17 protein-coding genes are annotated in these 21,665 nt (G+C 61.6%); 8 read left to right on the forward strand and 9 right to left on the reverse strand.

The features are described 5' to 3' along the window. Positions 1 to 24 precede the first annotated feature (24 nt). On the reverse strand, positions 25 to 1,194 hold the full coding sequence (locus tag FXN63_RS16910; protein ID WP_425468739.1) for an MFS transporter: 1,170 nt from the start codon (positions 1,192 to 1,194) through the stop codon (positions 25 to 27). 244 nt (positions 1,195 to 1,438) lie between these two features. Continuing rightward, positions 1,439 to 2,662: an MFS transporter gene (locus FXN63_RS16915; RefSeq protein WP_148816384.1), complete on the reverse strand. Its 1,224-nt coding sequence runs from the start codon at positions 2,660 to 2,662 to the stop codon at positions 1,439 to 1,441. Positions 2,663 to 2,841: 179 nt separating this feature from the next. Here FXN63_RS16915 and FXN63_RS16920 point away from each other — a divergent pair, with 179 nt between their 5' ends. After that, on the forward strand, positions 2,842 to 3,444 hold the full coding sequence (locus FXN63_RS16920) for a TetR/AcrR family transcriptional regulator (RefSeq protein ID WP_246164859.1): 603 nt from the start codon (positions 2,842 to 2,844) through the stop codon (positions 3,442 to 3,444). A gap of 169 nt (positions 3,445 to 3,613) precedes the next feature. Here FXN63_RS16920 and htpX read toward each other — a convergent pair whose 3' ends face one another. Further along, positions 3,614 to 4,495 carry a protease HtpX gene (htpX, locus tag FXN63_RS16925; protein ID WP_148816385.1) on the reverse strand — a complete coding sequence of 294 codons (882 nt, stop codon included), beginning with the start codon at positions 4,493 to 4,495 and terminating at the stop codon, positions 3,614 to 3,616. Positions 4,496 to 4,787: 292 nt separating this feature from the next. Then, positions 4,788 to 5,933 carry a UxaA family hydrolase gene (locus FXN63_RS16930; protein ID WP_148816386.1) on the reverse strand — a complete coding sequence of 382 codons (1,146 nt, stop codon included), beginning with the start codon at positions 5,931 to 5,933 and terminating at the stop codon, positions 4,788 to 4,790. 286 nt (positions 5,934 to 6,219) lie between these two features. Here FXN63_RS16930 and FXN63_RS16935 point away from each other — a divergent pair, with 286 nt between their 5' ends. The 3 genes from FXN63_RS16935 to FXN63_RS16945 all read left to right on the forward strand — a co-directional run bounded on the left by FXN63_RS16935 (position 6,220) and on the right by FXN63_RS16945 (position 9,062). Beyond that, positions 6,220 to 7,068, forward strand: a complete 849-nt coding sequence (locus tag FXN63_RS16935; protein ID WP_148816387.1) for a DMT family transporter — start codon at positions 6,220 to 6,222, stop codon at positions 7,066 to 7,068. A 117-nt stretch (positions 7,069 to 7,185) separates the two neighbouring features. Next, the gene (locus FXN63_RS16940; protein ID WP_148816388.1) at positions 7,186 to 8,055 is read left to right on the forward strand and encodes a sulfurtransferase; all 870 of its coding nucleotides are present in this window, start codon (positions 7,186 to 7,188) and stop codon (positions 8,053 to 8,055) included. A gap of 95 nt (positions 8,056 to 8,150) precedes the next feature. Next, positions 8,151 to 9,062 (forward strand): bestrophin family protein, encoded by a 912-nt coding sequence (locus FXN63_RS16945; RefSeq protein WP_148816389.1) that lies wholly within the window; start codon positions 8,151 to 8,153, stop codon positions 9,060 to 9,062. 101 nt (positions 9,063 to 9,163) lie between these two features. On the opposite strand, the gene FXN63_RS16950 is transcribed toward FXN63_RS16945, so the two are convergent. From FXN63_RS16950 to FXN63_RS16960, 3 genes are all read right to left on the reverse strand, one after another. Beyond that, positions 9,164 to 9,694 (reverse strand): PIN domain-containing protein, encoded by a 531-nt coding sequence (locus FXN63_RS16950; protein ID WP_148819459.1) that lies wholly within the window; start codon positions 9,692 to 9,694, stop codon positions 9,164 to 9,166. 183 nt (positions 9,695 to 9,877) lie between these two features. After that, the gene (locus FXN63_RS16955; RefSeq protein ID WP_148816390.1) at positions 9,878 to 10,756 is read right to left on the reverse strand and encodes a dienelactone hydrolase family protein; all 879 of its coding nucleotides are present in this window, start codon (positions 10,754 to 10,756) and stop codon (positions 9,878 to 9,880) included. A 37-nt stretch (positions 10,757 to 10,793) separates the two neighbouring features. Continuing rightward, complete coding sequence (locus FXN63_RS16960; protein WP_148816391.1) at positions 10,794 to 11,786, reverse strand: GGDEF domain-containing protein; 993 nt, start codon at positions 11,784 to 11,786, stop codon at positions 10,794 to 10,796. Between the two features lie 128 nt (positions 11,787 to 11,914). Here FXN63_RS16960 and FXN63_RS16965 point away from each other — a divergent pair, with 128 nt between their 5' ends. Further along, positions 11,915 to 12,247: a hypothetical protein gene (locus tag FXN63_RS16965; protein ID WP_148816392.1), complete on the forward strand. Its 333-nt coding sequence runs from the start codon at positions 11,915 to 11,917 to the stop codon at positions 12,245 to 12,247. 177 nt (positions 12,248 to 12,424) lie between these two features. Here FXN63_RS16965 and polA read toward each other — a convergent pair whose 3' ends face one another. Then, positions 12,425 to 15,145, reverse strand: a complete 2,721-nt coding sequence (gene polA / locus FXN63_RS16970; RefSeq protein WP_148816393.1) for a DNA polymerase I — start codon at positions 15,143 to 15,145, stop codon at positions 12,425 to 12,427. Between the two features lie 47 nt (positions 15,146 to 15,192). Between polA and FXN63_RS16975 the strand changes: the two genes are divergently transcribed. The 3 genes from FXN63_RS16975 (at position 15,193) to FXN63_RS16985 (ending at position 17,805) form a co-directional block, all read left to right on the forward strand. Next, positions 15,193 to 15,936, forward strand: coding sequence for an LOG family protein (locus FXN63_RS16975; protein ID WP_148816394.1), 744 nt, complete (start codon positions 15,193 to 15,195; stop codon positions 15,934 to 15,936). A gap of 106 nt (positions 15,937 to 16,042) precedes the next feature. After that, positions 16,043 to 16,999 (forward strand): homoserine kinase, encoded by a 957-nt coding sequence (locus tag FXN63_RS16980; RefSeq protein WP_148816395.1) that lies wholly within the window; start codon positions 16,043 to 16,045, stop codon positions 16,997 to 16,999. Between the two features lie 20 nt (positions 17,000 to 17,019). Continuing rightward, the gene (locus tag FXN63_RS16985; protein WP_148816396.1) at positions 17,020 to 17,805 is read left to right on the forward strand and encodes a BPSS1780 family membrane protein; all 786 of its coding nucleotides are present in this window, start codon (positions 17,020 to 17,022) and stop codon (positions 17,803 to 17,805) included. A 1,362-nt stretch (positions 17,806 to 19,167) separates the two neighbouring features. Here FXN63_RS16985 and FXN63_RS16990 read toward each other — a convergent pair. Continuing rightward, positions 19,168 to 21,540, reverse strand: a complete 2,373-nt coding sequence (locus FXN63_RS16990; RefSeq protein ID WP_148816397.1) for a UvrD-helicase domain-containing protein — start codon at positions 21,538 to 21,540, stop codon at positions 19,168 to 19,170. Positions 21,541 to 21,665 lie beyond the last annotated feature (125 nt).

Raw genomic sequence — 21,665 nt, forward strand, 5'->3', positions numbered from 1 at the left:
AGCCACCACCCATATCTTTATGACTTATTCCAGTTCCTTGCCCTTCAACTCGGGAATCAGGAACACCGTGGCGATCATGTCCAGCAGGTAAATCGCCGCCAGCAACGCAATCGCGATCTGGAAGGAATAAGCGGCTGCCAAGGCACCGACCACCACCGGGCCAAACCCACCAATACCCCGGCCGATGTTGAACAGTACGTTCTGCGCAGTGGCGCGTGCTTCGGTGGGATAGGCTTCCGACATCAGCGCGCCGTAACCACCCAGCATGCCATTGACGAACATGCCCAGCAGCGCGCCTGCCCACAGCATGGTCACCGGGTCGTTGAGCTGGGAATATGTCAGCACCATCGCGATGGCCCCTGCCTGGAACAGCAGGAAACTGGGCTTGCGGCCGATGCGATCGGCCAACTGGCCGAAGATGAAGATGCCGATCATCATCCCCAGGATGGTGACGGAGGTCCACATGGCCGACTTGGTCAGGTTGAAGCCCAGCTTGTTGGCCAGGAAGCTTGGCATCCAGATCATGATGCCGTAGTACCCGAAGTTCTGAACGGCACACAAGATGGCAATGCCCACGCTGATGCGTGTGGTCTTGGCGTCTTTCACCAGCAGCCCGAAGGTCTTGGCACGCGCGCCCTTCACGCGCACTTTGCGCACGAACACTTCCGGTTCATGCAGTTTGCTGCGGATCACCCAGGCGGCAAACGCGGGCAAGACACCGATCAGGAACATGCCGCGCCAGCCGATGTAGGGCAGCAGCAAAGGCGTCAGCAATGCGGCACCCAGCACGCCCACCTGCCAGCCCAAGGCCACGTAGGACGACACCCGCGCCCGATGCTTGGCCGGCCACGCTTCGGCGGCCAGCGCCATGCCGATACCGAATTCACCACCCAGGCCAATGCCGGCGATGGTCCGGTAGATCAGCAGATCCCAATAGCCTTGTGCAAATGCGCACAGCCCGGTGAACACCGCAAACAACACGATGGTCCACGCCAGCACCCGGATGCGTCCGTAGTAGTCGCTCAGCGACCCGAAGATCACGCCGCCTGCCACCGCGCCCACCAGTGTCCAGGTGACCAGCGACCCGGCCTGTCCTGGCGTCAGTTGCAGATCGGCGGAAATCGCCGGCAACATGAAACCCAGGATAAGCAGGTCAAACCCATCCATCGCATAACCGATTGCAGAACCGGCCAGCGCCTTCCACCCGTAACTGCTGACCTTGTCCGTTACGCCGCGCGCAACCCCTTGCCCACTACTACCCGCCCCTGCTTCCACCACACCATCCCTTGGTTTTGATCTGAATTGCGCGATCGGCCTGCTGCAAAGCAGCCTGCTGATCGGCACCGCCCTTGCGGCGCGGCCGAAATGATAAAGGCTGCCGGTAACAACTGGCAGCCTTTATCTCTGGGGGTGGGTTCAGTGCGACACGCCTGGCAGGCTAGCTTGCCGCGGGAAGCATCGCGTCAGTGGGCGCTGGCGTCTGGGTCAAGGCAAACAAGCGACGATAGCCCGCCACCATGGCCGCTACCGCCACCAGCCCACCGAAGACAGCGCCCCAGAATCCGTTGGACGCGCCATAGGCATCGATCATCCACCCCGACACCGACGATCCGGCGGCAAAGCCGATCAACACACCCGTCATGGCATAGGTAATGCCTTCGGTCAGTTGCGCGCTGGGCACGATGCGCTCGATCAGGCTCATGCCGGTGATGAAAGTCGGCGATGCGATCGACCCGGAAATGAAGACCATCAGCGTCAAGACCCACAGGTTGCCGACGAAGGGCAAGGGCAAGGTTGTGATCAACGCCACCACACTGGCAATCAGCAGACGGCTGGCCAGGGATCGCTTGAAGGACATGGCACCGAACAACAGGCCGACCGCACATGAACCGGCTGCGTACAAGGACAGCACGTAGGTAGCTGCCGCCTTGTTGCCCAGCGCTTCGGCAAACGCGATCACCGCCACTTCGACCGTGCCGAAGATCATGCCGATGCCGATAAACACAAACACCACGAACCACATGGCGGGATAACGCATGACGGAACCGCTGCGATTCAGCGTTTGCGCGCCAAGCTTGGGTTCGGTGGATTTCTGGATCATGAACAGCGTGCTGCCCACCGCAAGAAAGCTTGCCGCCGCCAACACCCCTGCCTCCGGGAACAGTGCCACGCTCAGCCCAATGCCAAACACCGGCCCGGCCATGTAGACCAGTTCGTCCAGCACCGATTCAAACGCGAACGCCGCATGCAACTGAGGCTCGCCCCGGTAGATTTCCGTCCAACGCGCACGCACCATCGACCCGATGCTGGGCATGACACCCGCGATCAGCGCAAATACAAACAGTACCCAGTTGGGCGATTCGGCCCAGGCAGCCGCCGCCAACCCGATAAGCCCAAGAAAAGCGATGCTGACCGTGGGTGCCAATACGGCCGCTTGCCCTTTTCTGTCCACCCAGCGCGATACCTGCGGTGCGATGAAGGCGTTCGCCAACGCAAAGGTGGCCGACACGGCCCCCGCCAGCCAGTATTCGCCGTGCGTCTGCGACAACATGGCCACGATGCCGATGGTGCTCATCGGCAAGGGCAGCCGGGCAATGAAACCGGCCGAGGAAAAACCTTTGGTGCCGGGAACCCGGAAAATTTCAGCGTAGGGATTGGACATCAGAAGTCGCTCTGGAAGGCATGGGTGCGGCGGCGCTGTCGGGTGTCAAAAGCCATGGACTCACATACGCCGCGTATGTAATCATATACGCCGCGTATGTAAAACTCAATACACATACGCGACGTATGCAAACGATGCAATGGCGGCAGGCGACGCATGTCGCGCCGTGGAGAACTGGCTTGGCACCAAAAACACGCAAGGAAATGATCTCAGAGACCCGTGGCAAGCTGATTGCCGCTGGCCGCCAGGCCTTTGCGACCAAGGGCTATGCGGATGCTTCCATGGACGACTTCACCGCTGATGCGGGACTGACGCGCGGTGCGCTGTATCACCACTTCGGTGACAAGAAAGGCCTGCTGCATGCGGTCATCGTCCAGATCGACCAGGAAATGTCCGATCGCCTGACCGCCATCGCCAATGGTGCCGATTCCGTCTGGCAAGGCTTCATCAACGAATGTGTGGCCTATATGAACATGGCGCACGAACCTGAAATTCGCCGCATCATGTTGCTGGATGGTCCTGCCGTGCTGGGCGATCCGTCACAGTGGCCGACGCAGAATGCCTGCCTGCAGACCACTACCGCCAGCCTGCAACGGCTGATGGACGAGGGCACCATCCGCCCGATTCCTGCTGAAGCCACCGCCAGATTGATCAACGGCGCGACCCTGAACGCGGCCTTGTGGATTGCCAGCGCAGATGATCCGAAAGCGGTGTCTGAACAAGCGGTTGCTGCGTTCCTGGCGATGGTCGAAGGACTGTTGAAAAACGTCCCTGCTCGCTAAGCAGCGCCGCCGGTCAGGTATTGGCCAAGTATGGCCCAGAGATCGACCAGATACCGGCAAACGCCCTGCCCCAGTTCCAGTGCAGACAGCTAAGTTCTCTGCATGCAAAAGGGGCACCCGAAGGTACCCCCTTTTCACAAGCGCGAAGACTTGTCTTGCTGACTGACGATCAGCCCTGTGCTTGGCGCAGCGCGGCGATGCGTTGCTCCATCGGCGGGTGGGTCGAGAACAGCGCGGCGATCTTGCTGCCACCAGCAATACCCGACGCAGCCATGTTCTGCGGCAGTTCACCCGGGTGGGTGCCGCTCAGACGCTGCAGCGCATTGATCATCGGCTGACGCGAACCCAGCAGCTTGGCCGAGCCGGCATCGGCACGGAACTCACGCTGACGCGAGAACCAGGCCACGATCATCGAGGCCAGGAAACCGAACAGGATTTCACAGACGAAACTCGTGATGTAGAAACCGATGCCCGGGCCATCGCCTTCCTTGCGGAAGATCGCGCGGTCAACCAGGTTGCCCACGATACGCGACAGGAAGATCACGAAGGTATTCACCACGCCCTGGATCAGCGTCAGCGTGACCATGTCGCCATTAGCGATGTGGGCAACTTCGTGGCCCAGCACGGCAACCACTTCTTCTTCGGTCATGCTGGTCAGCAAACCTGTGGACACAGCTACCAGCGACGCATTCTTGAACGCACCCGTGGCGAAAGCGTTGGGTTCGCCGTCGTAGATCGCCACTTCAGGGCGACCGATCTGGGCGCGGTCAGCCAGTTGGTGAACGGTTTCGACCAGCCAGGCTTCGGTCTGGTTACCCGGGCGTGCCGGGTCGATGACCCGCGCGCCAGTGCTCCACTTCGCCATCTGCTTGCTCATCAGCAAGGAAATGAACGAACCGGTGAAACCCACCACCAGCGAGAAGCCAAGCAATTGACCCATGTTCAGGCCCTGGGCGCTGACGTAGCGGTTCAGCCCCAGCACGCTCAACACGACCGACAACACTGCCATCACAGCAATATTGGTGAGCAAGAACAACACGATGCGTTTCATGGCGCACGAATCTCCGATTACCAAAATCAAGGCGGCAGGCACCGAAGCGCAAGCCGCCAAACAGTAGCTTGGACGAGCTTGCTCGACCAAGGTTCCTGACAAAAAACTGAACACTCAAGCCGCGATATTACCGCGCCCCGGTGCACTGCACCATGAACGATGCTGTGCAGACACGGGGTGTGGGTTCACGACGACTCTTTCCGCATATGGCGGCATCGCCATAACGATTCAAGCGGTACCGGTCTGACCTGCAAGCGCTTTTTTTGGGCGCTTCCGAAAAGCCAAGCCGATTTCAGGCACTTTCATAAAGCCGAGTCAGCGCGAATTCCTGATGCCCGGTCACTTCCGCCGCCACCAGTCGCCCGTTGACCGTGCGCAGCACCAGGGCCGACAGACGCGCTGACGAGGTATCGCCGCCGTATTCGCCATCGGTAGACGGAGAAATGTCTTCGTCCAGATGCTCGGCCAAGTCTTGCAACGTAGCGGTGTTGGCACTGACTTTCAGCACCGGCAGCACCGGGTTGCCAACCGGATTGCCGCTGTCGGTCGGGAAGATGTGCAGCACATAACCCGCTGCAGCGAACAGGGTCAGCGCTTCGGCCGGGGCCGAGGGCGTGTCGACAAACCACAGACCAGCGTGCGGCGGCACCTGCGCCTTGTCCAGAATGCCGTCGATAGAGGTGCTGGTGCCAATGCGACCAATACCGGCAACCGCCACGGCCTCGGGCCAGCCAGCGGGCACTTCGGCAATCGAGCGACGCCCCTGGTGCAGATCGCGATAACGATCCAGCACTTCGTGCAGACGCGCACGCACCACATCGTCACGGCAGCGGAAAGCGGCGTCGCTTTCGTAGCCGTCCAGCGAGGCCGTTTCGCCCACGCCAAGCGTTGCACCTTGTGCGTACAAGGCGTCCATCACCTCGCCCACCACCGAGGCGGTCGGCTGATAACCCGAGCCATTGCCCGGTGCAGGATCACCAATGGATACCGACACCGCCAGTTCGGACAGCGGCACCACTTCGCGCTGCTGCTCGCTGGCCCACTGCACGAATTCGGCGGCGGCGCGGCTGGCGCGCAACACGGTGTTGCGGTCACCAAAGGTCTGGATCGCAAAGCCCACGACCGGCTTGCCGCTGACCGCAATGCGGTCCACCAGCCACTTGGTCTGCTCGGCGTTGGCACCCACCACCACCACTGCCGCCACGTTCGCGTTCACACCCAGGCCGATCAGGGTGCGCAGGAACAGGTCCAGGTCCGCGCCATACAGGCCGGGGCCGGCCTGATGCGACAAGGCCACGGCACCGTGAACGGCGCGCCCGACGGCCTGGGCCGCGACACTGGCGGCCGCATCGACCGGCAGGACGAGGACGTGGTTGCGAATGCCGACACGGCCGTTGTCCCGGCGATAACCGAGAAACGTGGCGGAAGCTGGGAACATGAAAAAATCTCCGTCGAAGGGGACCAGGGTCTGTCAGGACGCTGGAAGGGTCGTCGCGCAGGCCGGATATCGGAACATCGCGGGGCATCGGGCATGCGGAACGTCCGCACGGCCCTCGCGCGCGCCACGCCGCATCCTACCGAAACCGCGCGAAGCGTGCGCGCCCGGCGCGTACAATCGATGGCTCGCGCGTTGTCCCGTCGACGCTTCTGGTGGGTTGGCCTGCGATGCAGCCACACCATGACGCTGCTTCTTTCTTCTTTTCCCCTTCTTCTTCCCCCCCCGCATGCAAGCGCTCTGGATGCTGTTCGCCTCGGTGATGTTTGCCATCATGGGCGCTTCCGTCAAACTGGCCGCCGCCGGCCTGCCGCTCCCCGAAGTCGTGTTGATGCGCGGCCTGCCCATCGTGATCGTGCTGCTGATCTGGGCGCGCCGCAGCGGACGCAGCCTGATTCCACCCAGCTGGCGCTTGCACGCCGTGCGCAATATCTCTGGCATTGCCAGCATGTGGATGTCGTTCTACGCCATCTCGCATCTGTCGCTGGCCACCGCAACCTCGCTTTCCTACACCTCGCCGCTGTTCATCGCCGCGTGGGTCATGTGGCGCAGCAACACCCGCGACAGCTTGCGCATCGCAGCCTTGTTCATCGGTTTCATCGGTGTGCTGATCCTGCTGCGACCCAGCGTGACGGAAGATCAATGGGTACCCGCCATGATCGGGCTGGCCGGGGGCGCGCTGATGGCCGTGGCCTATTTGGGGCTGCGGGTGCTGGGACAAGCAGGCGAACCCGAATGGCGAACGGTGTTCTATTTCGCGTTGTCGGCGTCGCTGTCGGGCCTGGTCATGCTGCCAGTCACCGGCTGGGTATCGCCCGGCATGGACGGCTGGCTGGCTTTGCTCAGCATGGCGGGCAGCGGCATGTTGGGTCAGTTCGCCGTCACGCGCGCTTTTGGGCGCGGGTCGGCCTTGCTGTCAGCCGCGCTGCAGTATTCGACCATCGTGTTCTCGGCAGGCCTGGGTTATCTGTTCTGGAACGATGCACCCGATGCGCTTGGCTGGGCCGGCATGGGATTGATCGTGCTGGCCGGGTTAATCTCGACATGGTGTACCCGTCGCGACAAAGGCAAGGCGTAAGCCTGTCGGTGCTTGATGTTTGATGCAGGGAAGTTTGATGCATGGAAGTGCAATGCATCGACCCCTTGATCTTTGGCCGGGCGGCGTACCAGGCAACGTCTACAAGGAATCACCCGCATGTTCACCACGCTGATCTCGCCTGCCGATCTGGCAGCGCACCTGAATGACCCAAGCTGGCGCATTGTCGATGTGCGTCATGATCTCGCCAACAAAGCCGCCGGCGGCGACGCGTTTCGCCAGTCGCGGATTCCGGGCGCGCTGTTCCTGGACGCCGAAACCCAGCTGGCCGGCGTACACACGGGCACCAATGGCCGCCACCCCCTGCCGAGCCGCGATGATTTCGCTGCGCTGATTGCCCAGGCCGGTATCGGTGACGACACCCAAGTCGTGGTCTACGACGCAAGCGGCGGCATGTTCGCCGCCCGCCTGTGGTGGATGCTGCGCTGGATCGGCCACGACAAGGTGGCAGTGCTCGATGGCGGCTTCCCCGCCTGGCAGGCCGACGGCCACCCCGTTGACCAAGTTGCGCTGGATGTAGACGCCTCGCGCCGACTGCCCGGCCCGGGTGCCACCAGCCTGTCGATTCGTCCGCCGCTGGTTGATACCGTGGACGCCGACGCGGTGCTGGCCAACCTGACGCAGCCCGCATTTGCCGTGCTGGACGCACGCGCCGCCCCGCGCTATCGCGGCGAAGTGGAACCCATGGACCCGGTCGCCGGCCACATTCCCGGCGCGCTGAATCGTCCCTACACCGACAACCTGAACGCCGACCAGCGCTTCAAGTCCGCAGAACAACTGCGTGAAGTCTTCTCCGGCGTGCTGGCAGGCCGCAGCCCGCAATACCTGGTTCACCAGTGCGGCTCTGGCATCACCGCTTGCCACAACCTGCTGGCCATGGAAGTGGCCGGGCTGAGCGGCTCGCGCCTGTATCCCGGCTCGTGGAGCGAGTGGTGCTCCGATTCCACCCGCCCGGTAGCAAAGGGCTGATGATCGCCAGGTGCACCCAATCAGGGGTTTACCCGTATCATTGATGCCCTTCGGTCTGCGATGCCGTCATCGCAGATCGCCTGCCAGGGTGTCTCATGATCGTCCGTCCCCGTCCTCATTGGTTGCGCCTGATTTTTGTCGTGCGCGGCTCGATCCTGCGCGACATTGCCCCGCAACTGCTGCTGACCACCGCCTTTGCCACCTTGGTCACCTATCTGCATGGCCAGGTGTTCCTGTGGAAAGTGCCACTGAACTTCGTGCCCTTCTCGCTGATCGGCCTGACCTTGGCGATTTTCCTGGGCTTTCGCAACAACACCAGCTACGCGCGGTACTGGGAGGCCCGCCAGTTATGGGGCGCGCTACTGGTTGAAACACGCACGCTGGCACGCCAGGCCCTGAGCCTGACGGACAATCCCCAAGACGCCCCCGTGCTGATCAATCAGCTGACGGCTTTTGTCCATGCGCTGCGGCATCAGCTTCGGGGTACCGACCCCAGTGCGGACCTGGCCAGACTGCTGCCCGCCGAGTCCTGTACCCGACTGGCACAAGCGCGCAACAAGTCTGCCGTGCTGTTGTTGATGATGGGCGACTGGATGGGCGAACAACGACGGCGTGGGCACTTGGCGCCCGCGCTGGCACAAGCAATGGAGCGCCCGCTGGGCAGACTGGGCGCGGCCTTTGGTGGCTGCGAACGCATTGCCAGCACGCCGATTCCGTTCACGTACTCGGTCATCGTGCATCGCACGATCTACGCGTATTGCGTGTTGCTGCCCTTTGGCCTGATCGATTCGATCAGCACCATGACACCCGTGATCGTTGCCTTCATTGCGTACACGTTTTTTGCGCTCGAAGCCCTGGGGGCCGAGATCGAAGAACCCTTCGGCCTGGCGGCCAACGACCTGGCCTTGGATGCGATGTGCTGGAACATCGAAGACAACCTGCGCGAATCGCTGGGGCTGACGTCCTTGCCGCCGTTGCCGAATGCCCAGAGCGTGATCAGGACGTAATAAAAGAACGTAATCCGGGCGGCCTGATTGGATGCTGTCCAGTGCGGTCTGATACAGTGCTGTCTGATTCGGTGCTGCATTGATCTCGCAGCACCCCCACATCAACACCGCTTTGCCAACCGATACAAGCGTTCCCGCTTCAAGGTCACAGCCAATTCCTCACCCGGCCGACCCAGCTCGCGGGTGTAGTCGGGCACACGTGCCAAGGCCTTGCCAACCAGCGTGGCATCTCGTTCCCACCATTCGAACAACTGCCGGTCCGGGTCACGCACTTCCATGCCCGCCCGACGCAATTCACTGCGATCGAAGTCCTTCAGGTTCCAGGTCAGCACCCGGGTTTCAGCCGGCCGCACCGCCGCACGGGCACGGCGCGCAAGTCCTGCCGCAATCACATGCACGTCCTTGGGATCCGAATACTTCAGCCCGACCTCATAAGCACTGAATTCGCCCGCATCCGCATCAGGAAAACGCGCGTTCATCGCGTCCCATTGGGCTTGCAGGGTTTCCGGGGGGATCTGCCAGATACGGGCAGCATTGCGCCGCCACTCATCGCCGATGCGCGCGCTCCAAACGGGCTGGAAGCATCCCGCATCGGCCAGGTCCAGCAACAGCGGACGCAGCACGCTGGACATCAGCACACAGGCGTCCAGCACCAAATACAGGGAAGGAAAAACGGGAGAAGGGGCAGCAGCGCCGCCCCCCTCGACATGCAGATCAGACAAGATCAACTGCCGTAAAAATCACATGCCGTCGGCATGACTGCCGCCAACATCAACAGGCACCACGCACATTGCGCGGTGCCATCAAAGACCAGATCAGCCCAGATGCTTGCCGAACCAGGCCAGCGTGCGCTGCCAGCCGTCCTGCGCTTCCGCCTGGCGATAGCTGGGACGGTAGTCGGCGTTGAAGGCGTGCGGGGCTTCCGGGTAGATGTGGAAAGTCGATGCCTTGGCCGAGACAGAACCGTTAGCCAGTGCTGCCTTGAAGGTCTCGACGGAATCCAGCGGAATGCCGGTGTCCTTGCCGCCGTACAAGCCCAGCACCGGGCCGTTGATCTGCGACACCACGTCGATGGGCTGCTTGGGCTGCAAAGTGGCGCTCGGGCCAACCAGCTTGCCGTACCACGCCACACCCGCCTTGACCGACGGATTGTGTGCCGCGTACAGCCACGTGATGCGACCACCCCAGCAGAAGCCGGTGATCCCAAGACGCTTGGCATCACCGCCATTCTTGGCAGCCCAGGCCACGGATGCATCCAGATCGGACATCACCTGGGCGTCGGGCACCTTGCTGACCAGCTCGGAAATCAGCGTCGAGATTTCCGTGTACTTCGAGGCATCGCCCTGACGCGCGTACAGCTCGGGGGCGATCGCCAGGTAACCGGCCTTGGCCAGACGACGGCAGATATCCTTGATGTGCTCATGTACTCCGAAGATTTCCTGAACCACCAGAATCACCGGCAAGTTGGTCTTGCCAGCCGGTGCGGCACGGTAGGCAGGCATCTCGCCATCGGCCGTGGGCACACGAATTTCGCCAGCGGTCAGACCTTGCGTGTCGGTGGTGATCACGTTCTGCGCGGAAACCGAGCCCGCGGCGGCAGCAAAGCCGGTGGCGAGCGAGGTCGCGATGAAACCGCGACGCGTCAGAGTAAGCGGGGGCAGCAAGCTATCAAAATCGCCGTTCGATTGCGTCATGAAGTTTTCCGAGTGATGAATAAAAAGAATGGACCGGTCAGACGTTCTGGAGTTCGACGCGATTGCGTCCCAGTTCCTTGGCTTGTTGCAGCAAGGCACCGGCGGCTTCCAGGCTGGCATCCAGGCCGTTTTCAGCAACAACCGCACTGATCGACACCGTCAACTGCGTGGAAATCTGCCCATGGACCGCAAACTGTCGCCCTGCGATCTGGCCACGGATACGTTCGGCGATCAAGCCTGCCACCTGGATGCTGACGCCCGGCATCAGTGCCACAAAACTGTCATCGGACAGGCGTGCGCAGATATCGGTGGGCCGCAAACCGTCATGGATCAGATCAGCCACGGTTTTCAACAAGGTGTCGCCGGCAGCCCTGCCAAGCGCCTGATTGAGCCGCGCGAAATAATCGATATCGATCAGCAGCAGGCAGACTTGCACACCATCACGACTGGCGCGTGTCAGTTCGTCGGTAAAGGTTTCCGTCATCCAGCGACGATTGTGCAGGCCACTGACCGCATCACGATGCGTCATGAATTCGAGCGACTCGGCACCGTCATCGGCAGCCATGCCGAAACTGACGTCGTGCAGGCGTTTCAACAACAGTTCGACCATGTTGAGAGCAACCTGGGGGAACTGTGTCATGAGCCCGCGCATGACACTGGCCTGGATGGCCAACACCCGCGCCGGCCATTGGGCAAATACGTAGAACGCCGATCCGCTGTCGTCGTGCACAGCCTGTTCGCCCACCAGCTCACCAGGGGCAAGCCGGGTCAGCAGACGGTTCTGAGCGGGGTCCCGGAAAATCCCGAGTTGGCCTTCAACCAACACGTACACATACGCGTTATTCTCTCCGGGCTGGAGCAACAAGGTTCCGTGCGGTACGTGCCGCACAAAGGCCGCATGCGCGGCAATTGCCACCGCTTCGGCAGGGCATCCAGCGAATATTCGGGAACGCGCAAGCGCCACCGCATCATCAGGAGTAAGGTCACCAGGACGCCCGTCGGCGGGCTGGTGGGAAGGAATCGGTGACATGATTGGTAAATCACCCTACAGTCGCGCGCCGTAGCGCCGTTATCTTGAACATGAACGTCAGGATCATCCTCTTTCCCGCTTCGATTTGCCAGCACGGCAGGGCCTCCCTGCTTCGCGGCAAAGCCGTCTTGCGCGGGCTCCTCCGAGTTTTCGCCATTGCCGGGCTGACCAGCCTTGCTGCGTGCGACTACCTCGGCCTGCAAAGCTCGACTCAACTCGAGGCACGGCTTGGCGCCGAAGGCAAAGCGGTAGGCGGTGCCTGCCGCCACGCTGGCCGAGCACTCGAAGACTGTTACATGCTCAATCCGCGTGTGCCCAAGGCACCCATCTTCGAAGGATGGCGCGAGATGAACAACTACATGATCGAGAACAAGATCGAGGTTGTTTCGCCCGACCTGGCTAACAAGAAGCGTGCCGCCGATGCCTTGGCAGCTGCGCTGGCGGCCAAGGAAGCGCGTTAAGCAGGCAACCAGGCAGGCAAAAAAATCGGGCAGCTCGCGCTACCCGATTGCCTGAACAGGCCGACCACCCCGCTTGCGGTGGTACGGCCTGTTTTATTGCGCTTGCTTTAGTGTGCTTGTTTTAGTGCGTTTGCTTTAGTGCGCGTGTTTGCTGTGCCCCTGTCCGGGGCACCGCGTTCAGTGCGCCTGTTCCCAGTTCGACCCGCTGCCCACCTCGGCCACCAGCGGTACATCCAGCGCCGCCACGCCGCACATCAACGCCGGCAAGCGACCACGAATCAGTTCCAGTTCTTCATCCGGCACTTCCAGCACCAGTTCATCGTGCACCTGCATCACGATGCGGCTGCCCAACTGCTCGGCTGACAGCCAGTCCTGCACCGCCACCATCGCCAGCTTGATCAGATCCGCTGCCGTGCCCTGCATCGGTGCATTGATGGCCGCACGTTCCGCGCCCTGACGGCGCGGGCCGTTCGGGCTGTTGATCTCGGGCAGCCACAGACGACGACCGAACACCGTTTCCACATAGCCATGCTCACGCGCCTGCTGACGCGTGTTTTCCATGTAGCGGGCGACGCCGGGATAGCGTTCAAAGTAGCGGTCGATATACAGCTTGGCGGCGTCGCGTCCGATGTTCAGGTTGGCCGCCAGGCCAAATGCGCTCATGCCGTAGATCAGACCGAAGTTGATCACCTTGGCGTAACGGCGTTGTTCTGAGGTCACATCTTCAGGTTTGACCGAGAAGATTTCGCCGCCGGTTGCACGGTGCACGTCGTCACCACGCGCAAATGCCGACAGCAGATTCTCGTCGCCAGACAGGTGCGCCATGATGCGCAGCTCGATCTGCGAATAGTCAGCCGACACGATCTGGCGGCCTGCCGGGGCCACAAAAGCTTCCCGCACCTGCCGGCCTTCAGCCGTGCGCACAGGAATGTTCTGCAGATTCGGATCGCTGGACGCCAGGCGACCAGTCACCACCGCCGCCTGCGAATAGCGTGTGTGTACCCGGTTGGTTGCCGGGTTGATCATCTTCGGCAGCTTGTCGGTGTAGGTGGACTTGAGCTTGGACACGCCGCGATATTCCATCAGCGTGGCCGGCAGGGGGTAGTCCTGCGCCAGCTTGGACAGCACATCTTCGTCGGTAGACGGTGCGCCGCTCGCGGTCTTCTTCACCACCGGAAGGCCCAGCTTGCCGAACAGGATCTCGCCAAGCTGCTTGGGCGAATTCAGGTTGAAAGGCTGGCCTGCCAGCTCATAGGCCTTGGCTTCCATCTCGATCATCTTCTGGCCCAGCGCATGGCTCTGGCGGCCCAAGGCGGCGGCATCAATGGCCACACCATTGCGCTCGATGATGGTCAGCACGCGCGACGCCGGCATCTCGATGTCGTAGATGCACTTCAGCTTGGCATCGGCCTCGATCTTCGGATACAGCACCTGATGCACTTGCAAGGTGAAATCACTGTCTTCCGATGAATACTGCGCAGCAATGTCGATGGCCACTTCGTCAAAGCCAATCTGCTTGGCACCCTTGCCGCAGATCGACTCGTAGGTCACCCCTTCCCGGCCCAGCCAGCGCTTGGCCAGGTCCTGCAAACCCACACCCCGATGCGATTCGAGCACATAGGCCTGCAACATGGTGTCGTGTGCCACGCCACGCAGGCTGATGTCCGCGTTCGCAAACACATGGGTGTCGTACTTGGCGTTGTGCAGCAGCTTGGGGGCCTTGTCGTCTTCCAACCAGGGCTTCAGACGCGCCAGCACTTCCTCCAGCGGCAATTGCTCGCCGGAATCCATGCTGCGATGAGCCAGCGGAATGTAGCAGGCCTCACCCGGTGCCACCGCCAGCGAAATACCGACAATGCGCGCTTCCATTTCCGACAGAGACGTGGTTTCGGTATCCAGCGCCACCAGTTCGGCTGCGCGGATCTTTTCCAGCCAGCGATCGAAGCCTGCCCAGTCCTGAATGGTCTGGTAGTTGGTCTCGACCGGGGCAGGCGGCGGGCCATCGGGCATGCGGGCATCGCCTTCCGGCACACGCTCGGTGTCGCCAGTCACGTCGCGCAGCCAGGTGCGGAAACCGTAACGCTCGTACAAGCCGGTCAGCGCGACGTTGTCAGGTTCGGCCGGACGCAAGGCCTCCAGATCCTTCACATGCGCACTCAGATCGCAGTCGAGCTTGACCGTCAGCAGTTCACGCGTAAGCGGGAAGTTGGAGATGGCCTTGCGCAGGTTTTCACCGGCCACGCCCTTCACGCCATCGGCCTGGGCGATCAGTGCCTCGATAGATCCGTACTGTGTGATCCACTTGGCGGCGGTCTTGGGACCGACCTTTTCCACGCCGGGCACGTTGTCCACGGTATCGCCGGTCAGCATCAGGTAGTCCACGATGCGGTCGGGCGGCACACCGAACTTTTCCAGCACGCGCGGCGGGTCCAGCGTTTCGCTGCTCATGGTGTTGACCAGCGTCACGTGGTCATTCACCAGTTGCGCCAAGTCCTTGTCACCGGTCGACACAATGGTGTGCACATCCAGCGCGCGCGCCTGCACGGCCAGCGTGCCGATCACGTCGTCGGCCTCGACGCCTTCGACCGCAATCACCGGCCAGCCCAGCGCCCGCACGGCCTGGAAGATGGGTTCGATCTGGCGTCCGAGGTCTTCCGGCATCGACGCCCGATTGGCCTTGTACTCCACATACAGGTCATCACGGAAGGTCTTGCCCCGGGCATCGAAGACGCAGGCAATGTAGTCTGCCTTATGATCGCTACGTAGGCGACGCAGCATGTTGATGACGCCATAGAGCGCGCCCGTGGGTTCGCCTTGCGCATTGCGCATGTCGGGCATGGCGTGGAAGGCACGGTACAGATAGCTGGAGCCATCCACCAGCAGCAGCGTTTTATTCATGGATTGGATCTAGTCAGGCCGGTAGAGCCAGCGAATACGGGAATCAGATGAAGACAGCGAACAACACCAAACGGATCCCGGGTTTCGGCGACGTGGTGAGCGCGGAGCACACGACCTCGGTCAAGGCACGTGAGTCGTGGCATGTGCTGGGGATTATGTCAGAGTTCGTCGAGGCAGCAGAACGCCTGAAAGACATCCGGCCAGCCGTCAGCATTTTCGGCAGTGCCCGCACCAAGACCGACGATCCGCTGTATGCACTTACCGAGGACATTGCGCGCCGCCTGTCGGACGCGGGCTTCTCGGTGATCTCGGGCGGTGGCCCCGGCATCATGGAAGCCGCCAACAAAGGGGCTTTCGCCGGTGCCAGCCTGAGCGTGGGCCTGAACATCGAACTGCCCTTTGAGCAGCACGACAACCCCTACCTGGATGTGAGTGTGCAATTCCGGCACTTCTTCCCGCGCAAGGTGGCCTTCGTCAAATACACCTCTGCCTACGTGGTGATGCCGGGCGGCTTCGGCACCCTGGACGAATTGTTCGAGGCCTTGACGCTGGTGCAGACGGGCAAAAGCCGCAGCATGCCCATTATTCTGGTCGACAGCGCGTATTGGTCGGGCCTGGTCGCCTGGATCAAGGAACAGACCCTGGCGCGCAAGCTGATTTCGCCGGGCGACCCGGACCTGCTGCAAATCATCGATGACCCGGCCAAGGTGGTCGATGCCATCTTCGACTTCTACCAGCGTCGTGGTTTTGCCGACTCCGCAGGCGAACGCGAGCAGTTGCTGAAGCTCTGAGACAGGCCATCCGGGGACGGACGGGCTAGAATGCGCAAGCGCCTCGATATCGAGGCGCTTGCTTTTTGTCCGTGACGACTTTCCTTCCCGCTTACCACCGACCCCTATGGCCGTCTTCACTCCCGTCTCCGAGGCGCAAGCCAAAGAACTGCTTACCCACTACACGCTGGGCGACCTGGTTTCGCTGCGCGGGATTGCCTCTGGCATCGAGAACACCAATTATTTCGTCACGACCACGACGGGTGTCTATGTATTGACGCTGTTCGAGCGCCTGACGCACGAACAACTGTCGTTCTATATCGAGTTGATGCATCACCTGGCGGCCCGGGGCGTAGCCGTGCCCGACCCGCAGTCGCGCACCGATGGCACGCGTATCGGTACCGTGAACGGCAAACCAAGCAGCATCGTGACCTGCCTGCGCGGCGCATCGGTAATGGCACCCGGCCCGGTGCACTGTGCGCAGGTGGGCGAGGCACTGGCCCGCATGCACCTGGCAGGCGCAGATTTCCCAGTGGTCCAGCCGAATTTGCGCGGCCTGCCCTGGTGGCAGGAAACCGCGCCCACCCTGCTTCCGCTTCTGGATGCAGAGCTGGCCGCGTTGCTGACCGATGAAATGGAAGTGCAGACCCGCGTGGCTGCCATGCCCGAGGCACGTAGCTTGCCGACAGGGCCTTCGCACTGCGATCTGTTCCGCGACAACGTATTGTTCGACGGCGACACGCTTGGCGGATTCATCGACTTCTACTTCGCTGGTTGCGATACCTGGCTGTTCGACGTGGCGGTGACGCTGAACGATTGGACGTCCGACCCGGCAACCGGCGAGATCGACATGGCTCGCTACGATGCGCTGCTGCAGGGTTACCGGCGTGTGCGGGCCTTCACCGACGCCGAACATGCTCTGTGGCCATACGCGTTGCGTGCGGCGGCATTGCGGTTCTGGATATCGCGTCTGTACGACTTCCACATGCCGCGTCCGGCGCAGACCTTGACGCCCCACGACCCGCGCGTGTTCGAACGCATTTTGCGACTGCGACGCGCCGCCGATTCTTTTTTGTTGCCCTGATTTTTTAGTTGCCCCGACACATGCAAGCTGCATCACTTCCGTTATCTGCCGGCTGGTTCTGGATCAAGGCAGGCTTCGAGCTGTTCCGTCGTCAGCCGATGACCATGTTCACCTGGGCTGTCACGCTGGGTTTCCTGCTGTTGATGGCAAGCGCCATTCCGCCGATCGGTCCGATTTTCTTCATCGTGCTGATGCCTTCGGTGACGGTGATGACCTTGCACGCATGCCGTGAGATCGCAGCGGGCCGCAAGGTAACGCCGGTGCAGCTGTTCAGTGCGCTGAAGGCACCGAAGCTGTTCCGTAAGCTGATCGCCATGGGCGGTGTGTATGTCTTGTCGGTGACCGTGGTCGGCATTCTGATTTTCATGCCGTTCATGAGCGATATACGCACGGTGTTTGAGGGCACGAAGGATCTGAGCATGGGCGATGTCATGAACGCGATGGCTACGCCGCTGATGTTGTTCGGGCTGGCTTATGTGACGATTGCTGCGCTGTTCTGGCATGCACCGGCCTTGGCGGCCTGGCATGGCATGAGTCTGGGCAAGGCTTTGTTCTTTTCGGGCATTGCGTGCTGGCGCAATAAGGGCGCGTTCATCATTTACGGCGTTTGCTGGTTTGTGATTGCCTTGGCTTTGAATCTTTTTGGTGAGCTGTTGTTGGCGATTGGTTTGCCGGAAAGTTTGGCCAGTCTGATTCAGATGCCGATCAGTTTTATCGTTGCGGCGACGTTGTATTGCAGCTTTTATCCGACTTACACCACGGTTTTTCATACTCCCGATGATGTTGGGATTGAGCAGGGTGTTTGATTGATTTCGATGTGGCGATGAGTTGAGCAGGTGGTTCTGCTGACAGTCGCGGTTTGCTCATGAGGGTGTGAGCGCTATTGAGCCAGTCGCGGGTGATGGGGCCGGCTCGCCTGCCCCGCTTGACCTTGGCGTCGGGTCTCCGCCCTCCACCTTGTCCAGAAGGGCAGCCAATCCGGCCCCACCACCCACGCCTTCAAGGTCGTTTGGTTAAAAGCGCATGCCGCCTTTGGGCGCGTATTGATTCGCTGGCTGCTTGGTGCTGGACGCGGTTCTCGGCATTTGATGGTCACCATTCTTGAACGCCGTGCGGCTGGCACGCGGGATTGGCTGGCTAGGTCGCCACGAAGAGATTTCTCCGGCTCACGATTCGGTGGGTTCTTCAGCAGCCTTTTACGGCAGCGCCATGCAAGAATATTTGCGCTTCTGCTTGGTGGTGGGGTGACACCGAAGCGGGTGGCCGCCGCATTACGGCATGCGGAGAGCGGCCGCGACGACCGTGGCGCTGGCGGCTGATTTACGTAAAACGCTTGTGCTGCGTGTTGGTGAGGCGCTTGCCATGCGGCGATAACAACACCACCGGAGCGTCGGCGGCTCGGCACGCTTAACTGCGTGCGGAGAGCTGTTAGAAGCGCCTTCCACGCAAAAATTCTGACAGTCCCACAGGTCCACGGTCGTGGCGCTGGCGGCTCATTTGATGCATGCGCTCAGCGGACGTGTGAGGGCTTTCGGAAACGCCTGGCACCATCAGCACTTGGCTGCACCTAGCACCACTCATCACCGTTCTTCATCGGTCCGACCGTTCTTCACCGCGTCGAACTTTCCCTATCGCCCCGAACGTTCAACGCACAGCCGTCAACGCGCCAACCGTCAACGCCCCGCCTTTTCGTCGCATTACCTGATGCGCGGCCACCCGCTTCCAAGTCACCCCACCACCAAGCAGGCGCGCACATTTTCTTGAGTGGCGTTGCCCTGAAAGGCCTCTGATATACGGTCAGAGACGTGAGCCGCTGAGCCGCTTCGTGGCGACCTGGCCAGCCAATCCCGGGTGCCAGCCGCGTAGCGATTGAAGGATGGTGACCACCGAATGCCGAGAACCGCTAACAGCACCAAGCAGCCAGAGAAACGGCAAACGCCCAAAGGCGGCATGCGCTTTTAACCAAACGACCTTGAAGGCGTGGGTGGTGGGGCCGGGTCGGCTGCCCTTCTGGACAAGGTGGAGGGCGGGAGACCCGACACCAACGTCCAGCGGGGCAGACGAGCCGGCCCCACCACCCGCGACTGGCAGAAGAACAACCACACCGTTACAAGCAAAAAGCAACCGTAGAACCAACCACCGTCACAAGCAAAGCAAACACAAGCAAATCACAAGGCCGTCAGTTTCGCCATCGCCAAGGCCAGCGTCTTGGTACCAACATCGGCGAAGCGCACCTGCACCTGAGCATCGGTACCACTGCCGGTCAGGGCCAGGATCACCCCTTCACCAAAGCGAGCGTGCGCCACACTCTGCCCCACCTTGAACATCGTGCCACCCACCTCAACGCCGACCGGCCCATTGCGGCTGCTCGAATAGCCTTGCGACGAACCAAAATAGCCCTGCTCGCGGCTGCGGTTGTGCCAGGTCGTCCCGACCTGCTCAGGGGCAGACTTACCATCGTCCCGCCACGCCGACGTCGCCCACGCAGACCCCACATCCGCCGCCCGCCCCGCCTTCGGCGTCAACCACTTCAACGCCTCGTCGGGCATCTCCGCCAGGAAGCGTGAACGCATGTGATAACGCGTCTGACCGTGCAACATCCGCGTCTGCGAGAAGCTCATATACAGACGCTGACGCGCACGCGTGATCGCCACGTACATCAGGCGGCGCTCTTCTTCCAGACCCGATTGTTCAAGAATGCTGTTCTCGTGCGGGAACAAACCTTCTTCCAGACCCGTGATGAAGACGGCATCGAATTCCAGGCCCTTGGCCGCATGCACCGTCATCAACTGCACGGCATCCTGGCCAGCGCTTGCCTGATTGTCGCCAGCCTCAAGCGCCGCATGCGACAGGAAACCCGCCAGCGGAGACGGAATGTCCTGGGCCAGGTCCGGCACCAAGGCACCTGCCTCGTCTTCGGGGTCGGGCAAACCTTGATCGGCATCGTTGATGCCCACCGTGCTGCCTTCGATCACGCCATCCTGACGATCCGGGTCGCGCATGTGGCCAGCTTCCGAGGCAAATGCAGCGGCGGCGTTCACCAGTTCGCGCAAGTTCTCGACGCGTTCGGCACCTTCTCGTTCGCCCTGGTAATGCGTGACCAGGCCACTGGCCTCGATCACGTGTTCCACCACTTCGTGCAGTTGCATGCCCTGCGTGTCGAAGCGCATCTGGTCGATCAGCATCGAGAAGCGCACCAGCGCGCTGCCGCCACGGCCCGGCACGCGGGCCACGGCAGAATACAGGCTGCCGTTCAGTTCACGGGCCAAGTCGGCTTGCTGTTCAAGCGTGCGTGCGCCAATGCCGCGTACCGGGAAGTTGGCGACGCGCATCCAGGCGGTGTCATCGTGCGGATTTTCCATCAGGCGCAGGTAGGCCAGCGCGTGCTTGATTTCCTGGCGTTCGAAGAAGCGCAGACCGCCGTAGACCTTGTAGGGAACGCCTGCCGAGAACAAGGCGTGCTCGACCACCCGCGACTGCGCGTTGCTGCGATACAGAATGGCAATGTCGCTGCGCAGGCGGCCTTCACCGATCAAGGAGCGGATTTCTTCCATGATGAAATGCGCTTCCTGGTTGTCCGACCCGGCTTCATACACACGGATCGGTTCACCATGCCCTTGATCGGTCCACAGGTTCTTGCCCAGACGGGTGCCGTTGTTCTGAATCAGCGCGTTGGCAGTGTCCAGAATGTGCCCATGCGAGCGATAGTTCTGCTCAAGCTTGATCACTGCACCGTGTGCGAATTCGTGTTCGAACTCGGCCATGTTGCCCACGTTGGCACCACGGAAGGCATAGATCGACTGGTCGTCGTCACCCACCGCAAACACGGCTGCACCGCCACCGGCCAGCAGTTTCAGCCAGCGGTACTGCAAGGTGTTCGTATCTTGAAACTCGTCGACCAGAATGTGACGGAAGCGCCGCTGGTAATGCTCACGAATCGGCGCGTTGCGTGCCAGCAGTTCGTAGGAACGCAGCAGCAGCTCGGAAAAATCAGCCACCCCTTCACGCTGGCATTGCGTGTCGTACAAGTCGTAAAGCTCGACCATGCGGCGCGTGAACGCGTCATGGGCCTCTACGTCGCCTGCGCGCAGGCCAGCTTCCTTGTTGCCGTTGATAAATTGCTGCAACTGCTTGGGCGGATATTTCTCATCGTCAACGTTGGCGGCCTTCAGCATGCGCTTGATCGACGCCAGTTGATCGGCAGTATCCAGAATCTGGAAGGTTTGCGGCAGGCCGGCGTCGCGGTGATGCGCGCGCAGCAAGCGGTTGCACAGACCGTGGAAGGTGCCGATCCACATGCCGCGCGTGTTGATCGGCAGCATGGCAGACATGCGCGTCAGCATTTCACGCGCTGCCTTGTTGGTGAAAGTCACGGCCAGCAGGCTGTGCGGCGTGGCACGGCCGGTCTGGATCAGCCAGGCCATGCGCGTGGTCAGCACCCTGGTCTTGCCGCTCCCGGCCCCGGCGAGCACCAGCGCATGGCGCGGCTCCAGCGTGACAGCGGCAAGTTGCGGGGGGTTCAGATTGGCAAGCAGGGACATGGCGGGACCGACAAAAAAGACAGAGAGAGCGCCGGGCAGTCTAGCACCTGACGACCGGCCGACTGTGGCCGCCCCGGTCCTGCTTGTCCTTCTGGCAGCACCGATTCGCTCCCAACAACGGGAAC

The organism is Pigmentiphaga aceris, assembly GCF_008119665.1.
Classification (GTDB): Bacteria; Pseudomonadota; Gammaproteobacteria; order Burkholderiales; family Burkholderiaceae_B; genus Pigmentiphaga; species Pigmentiphaga aceris.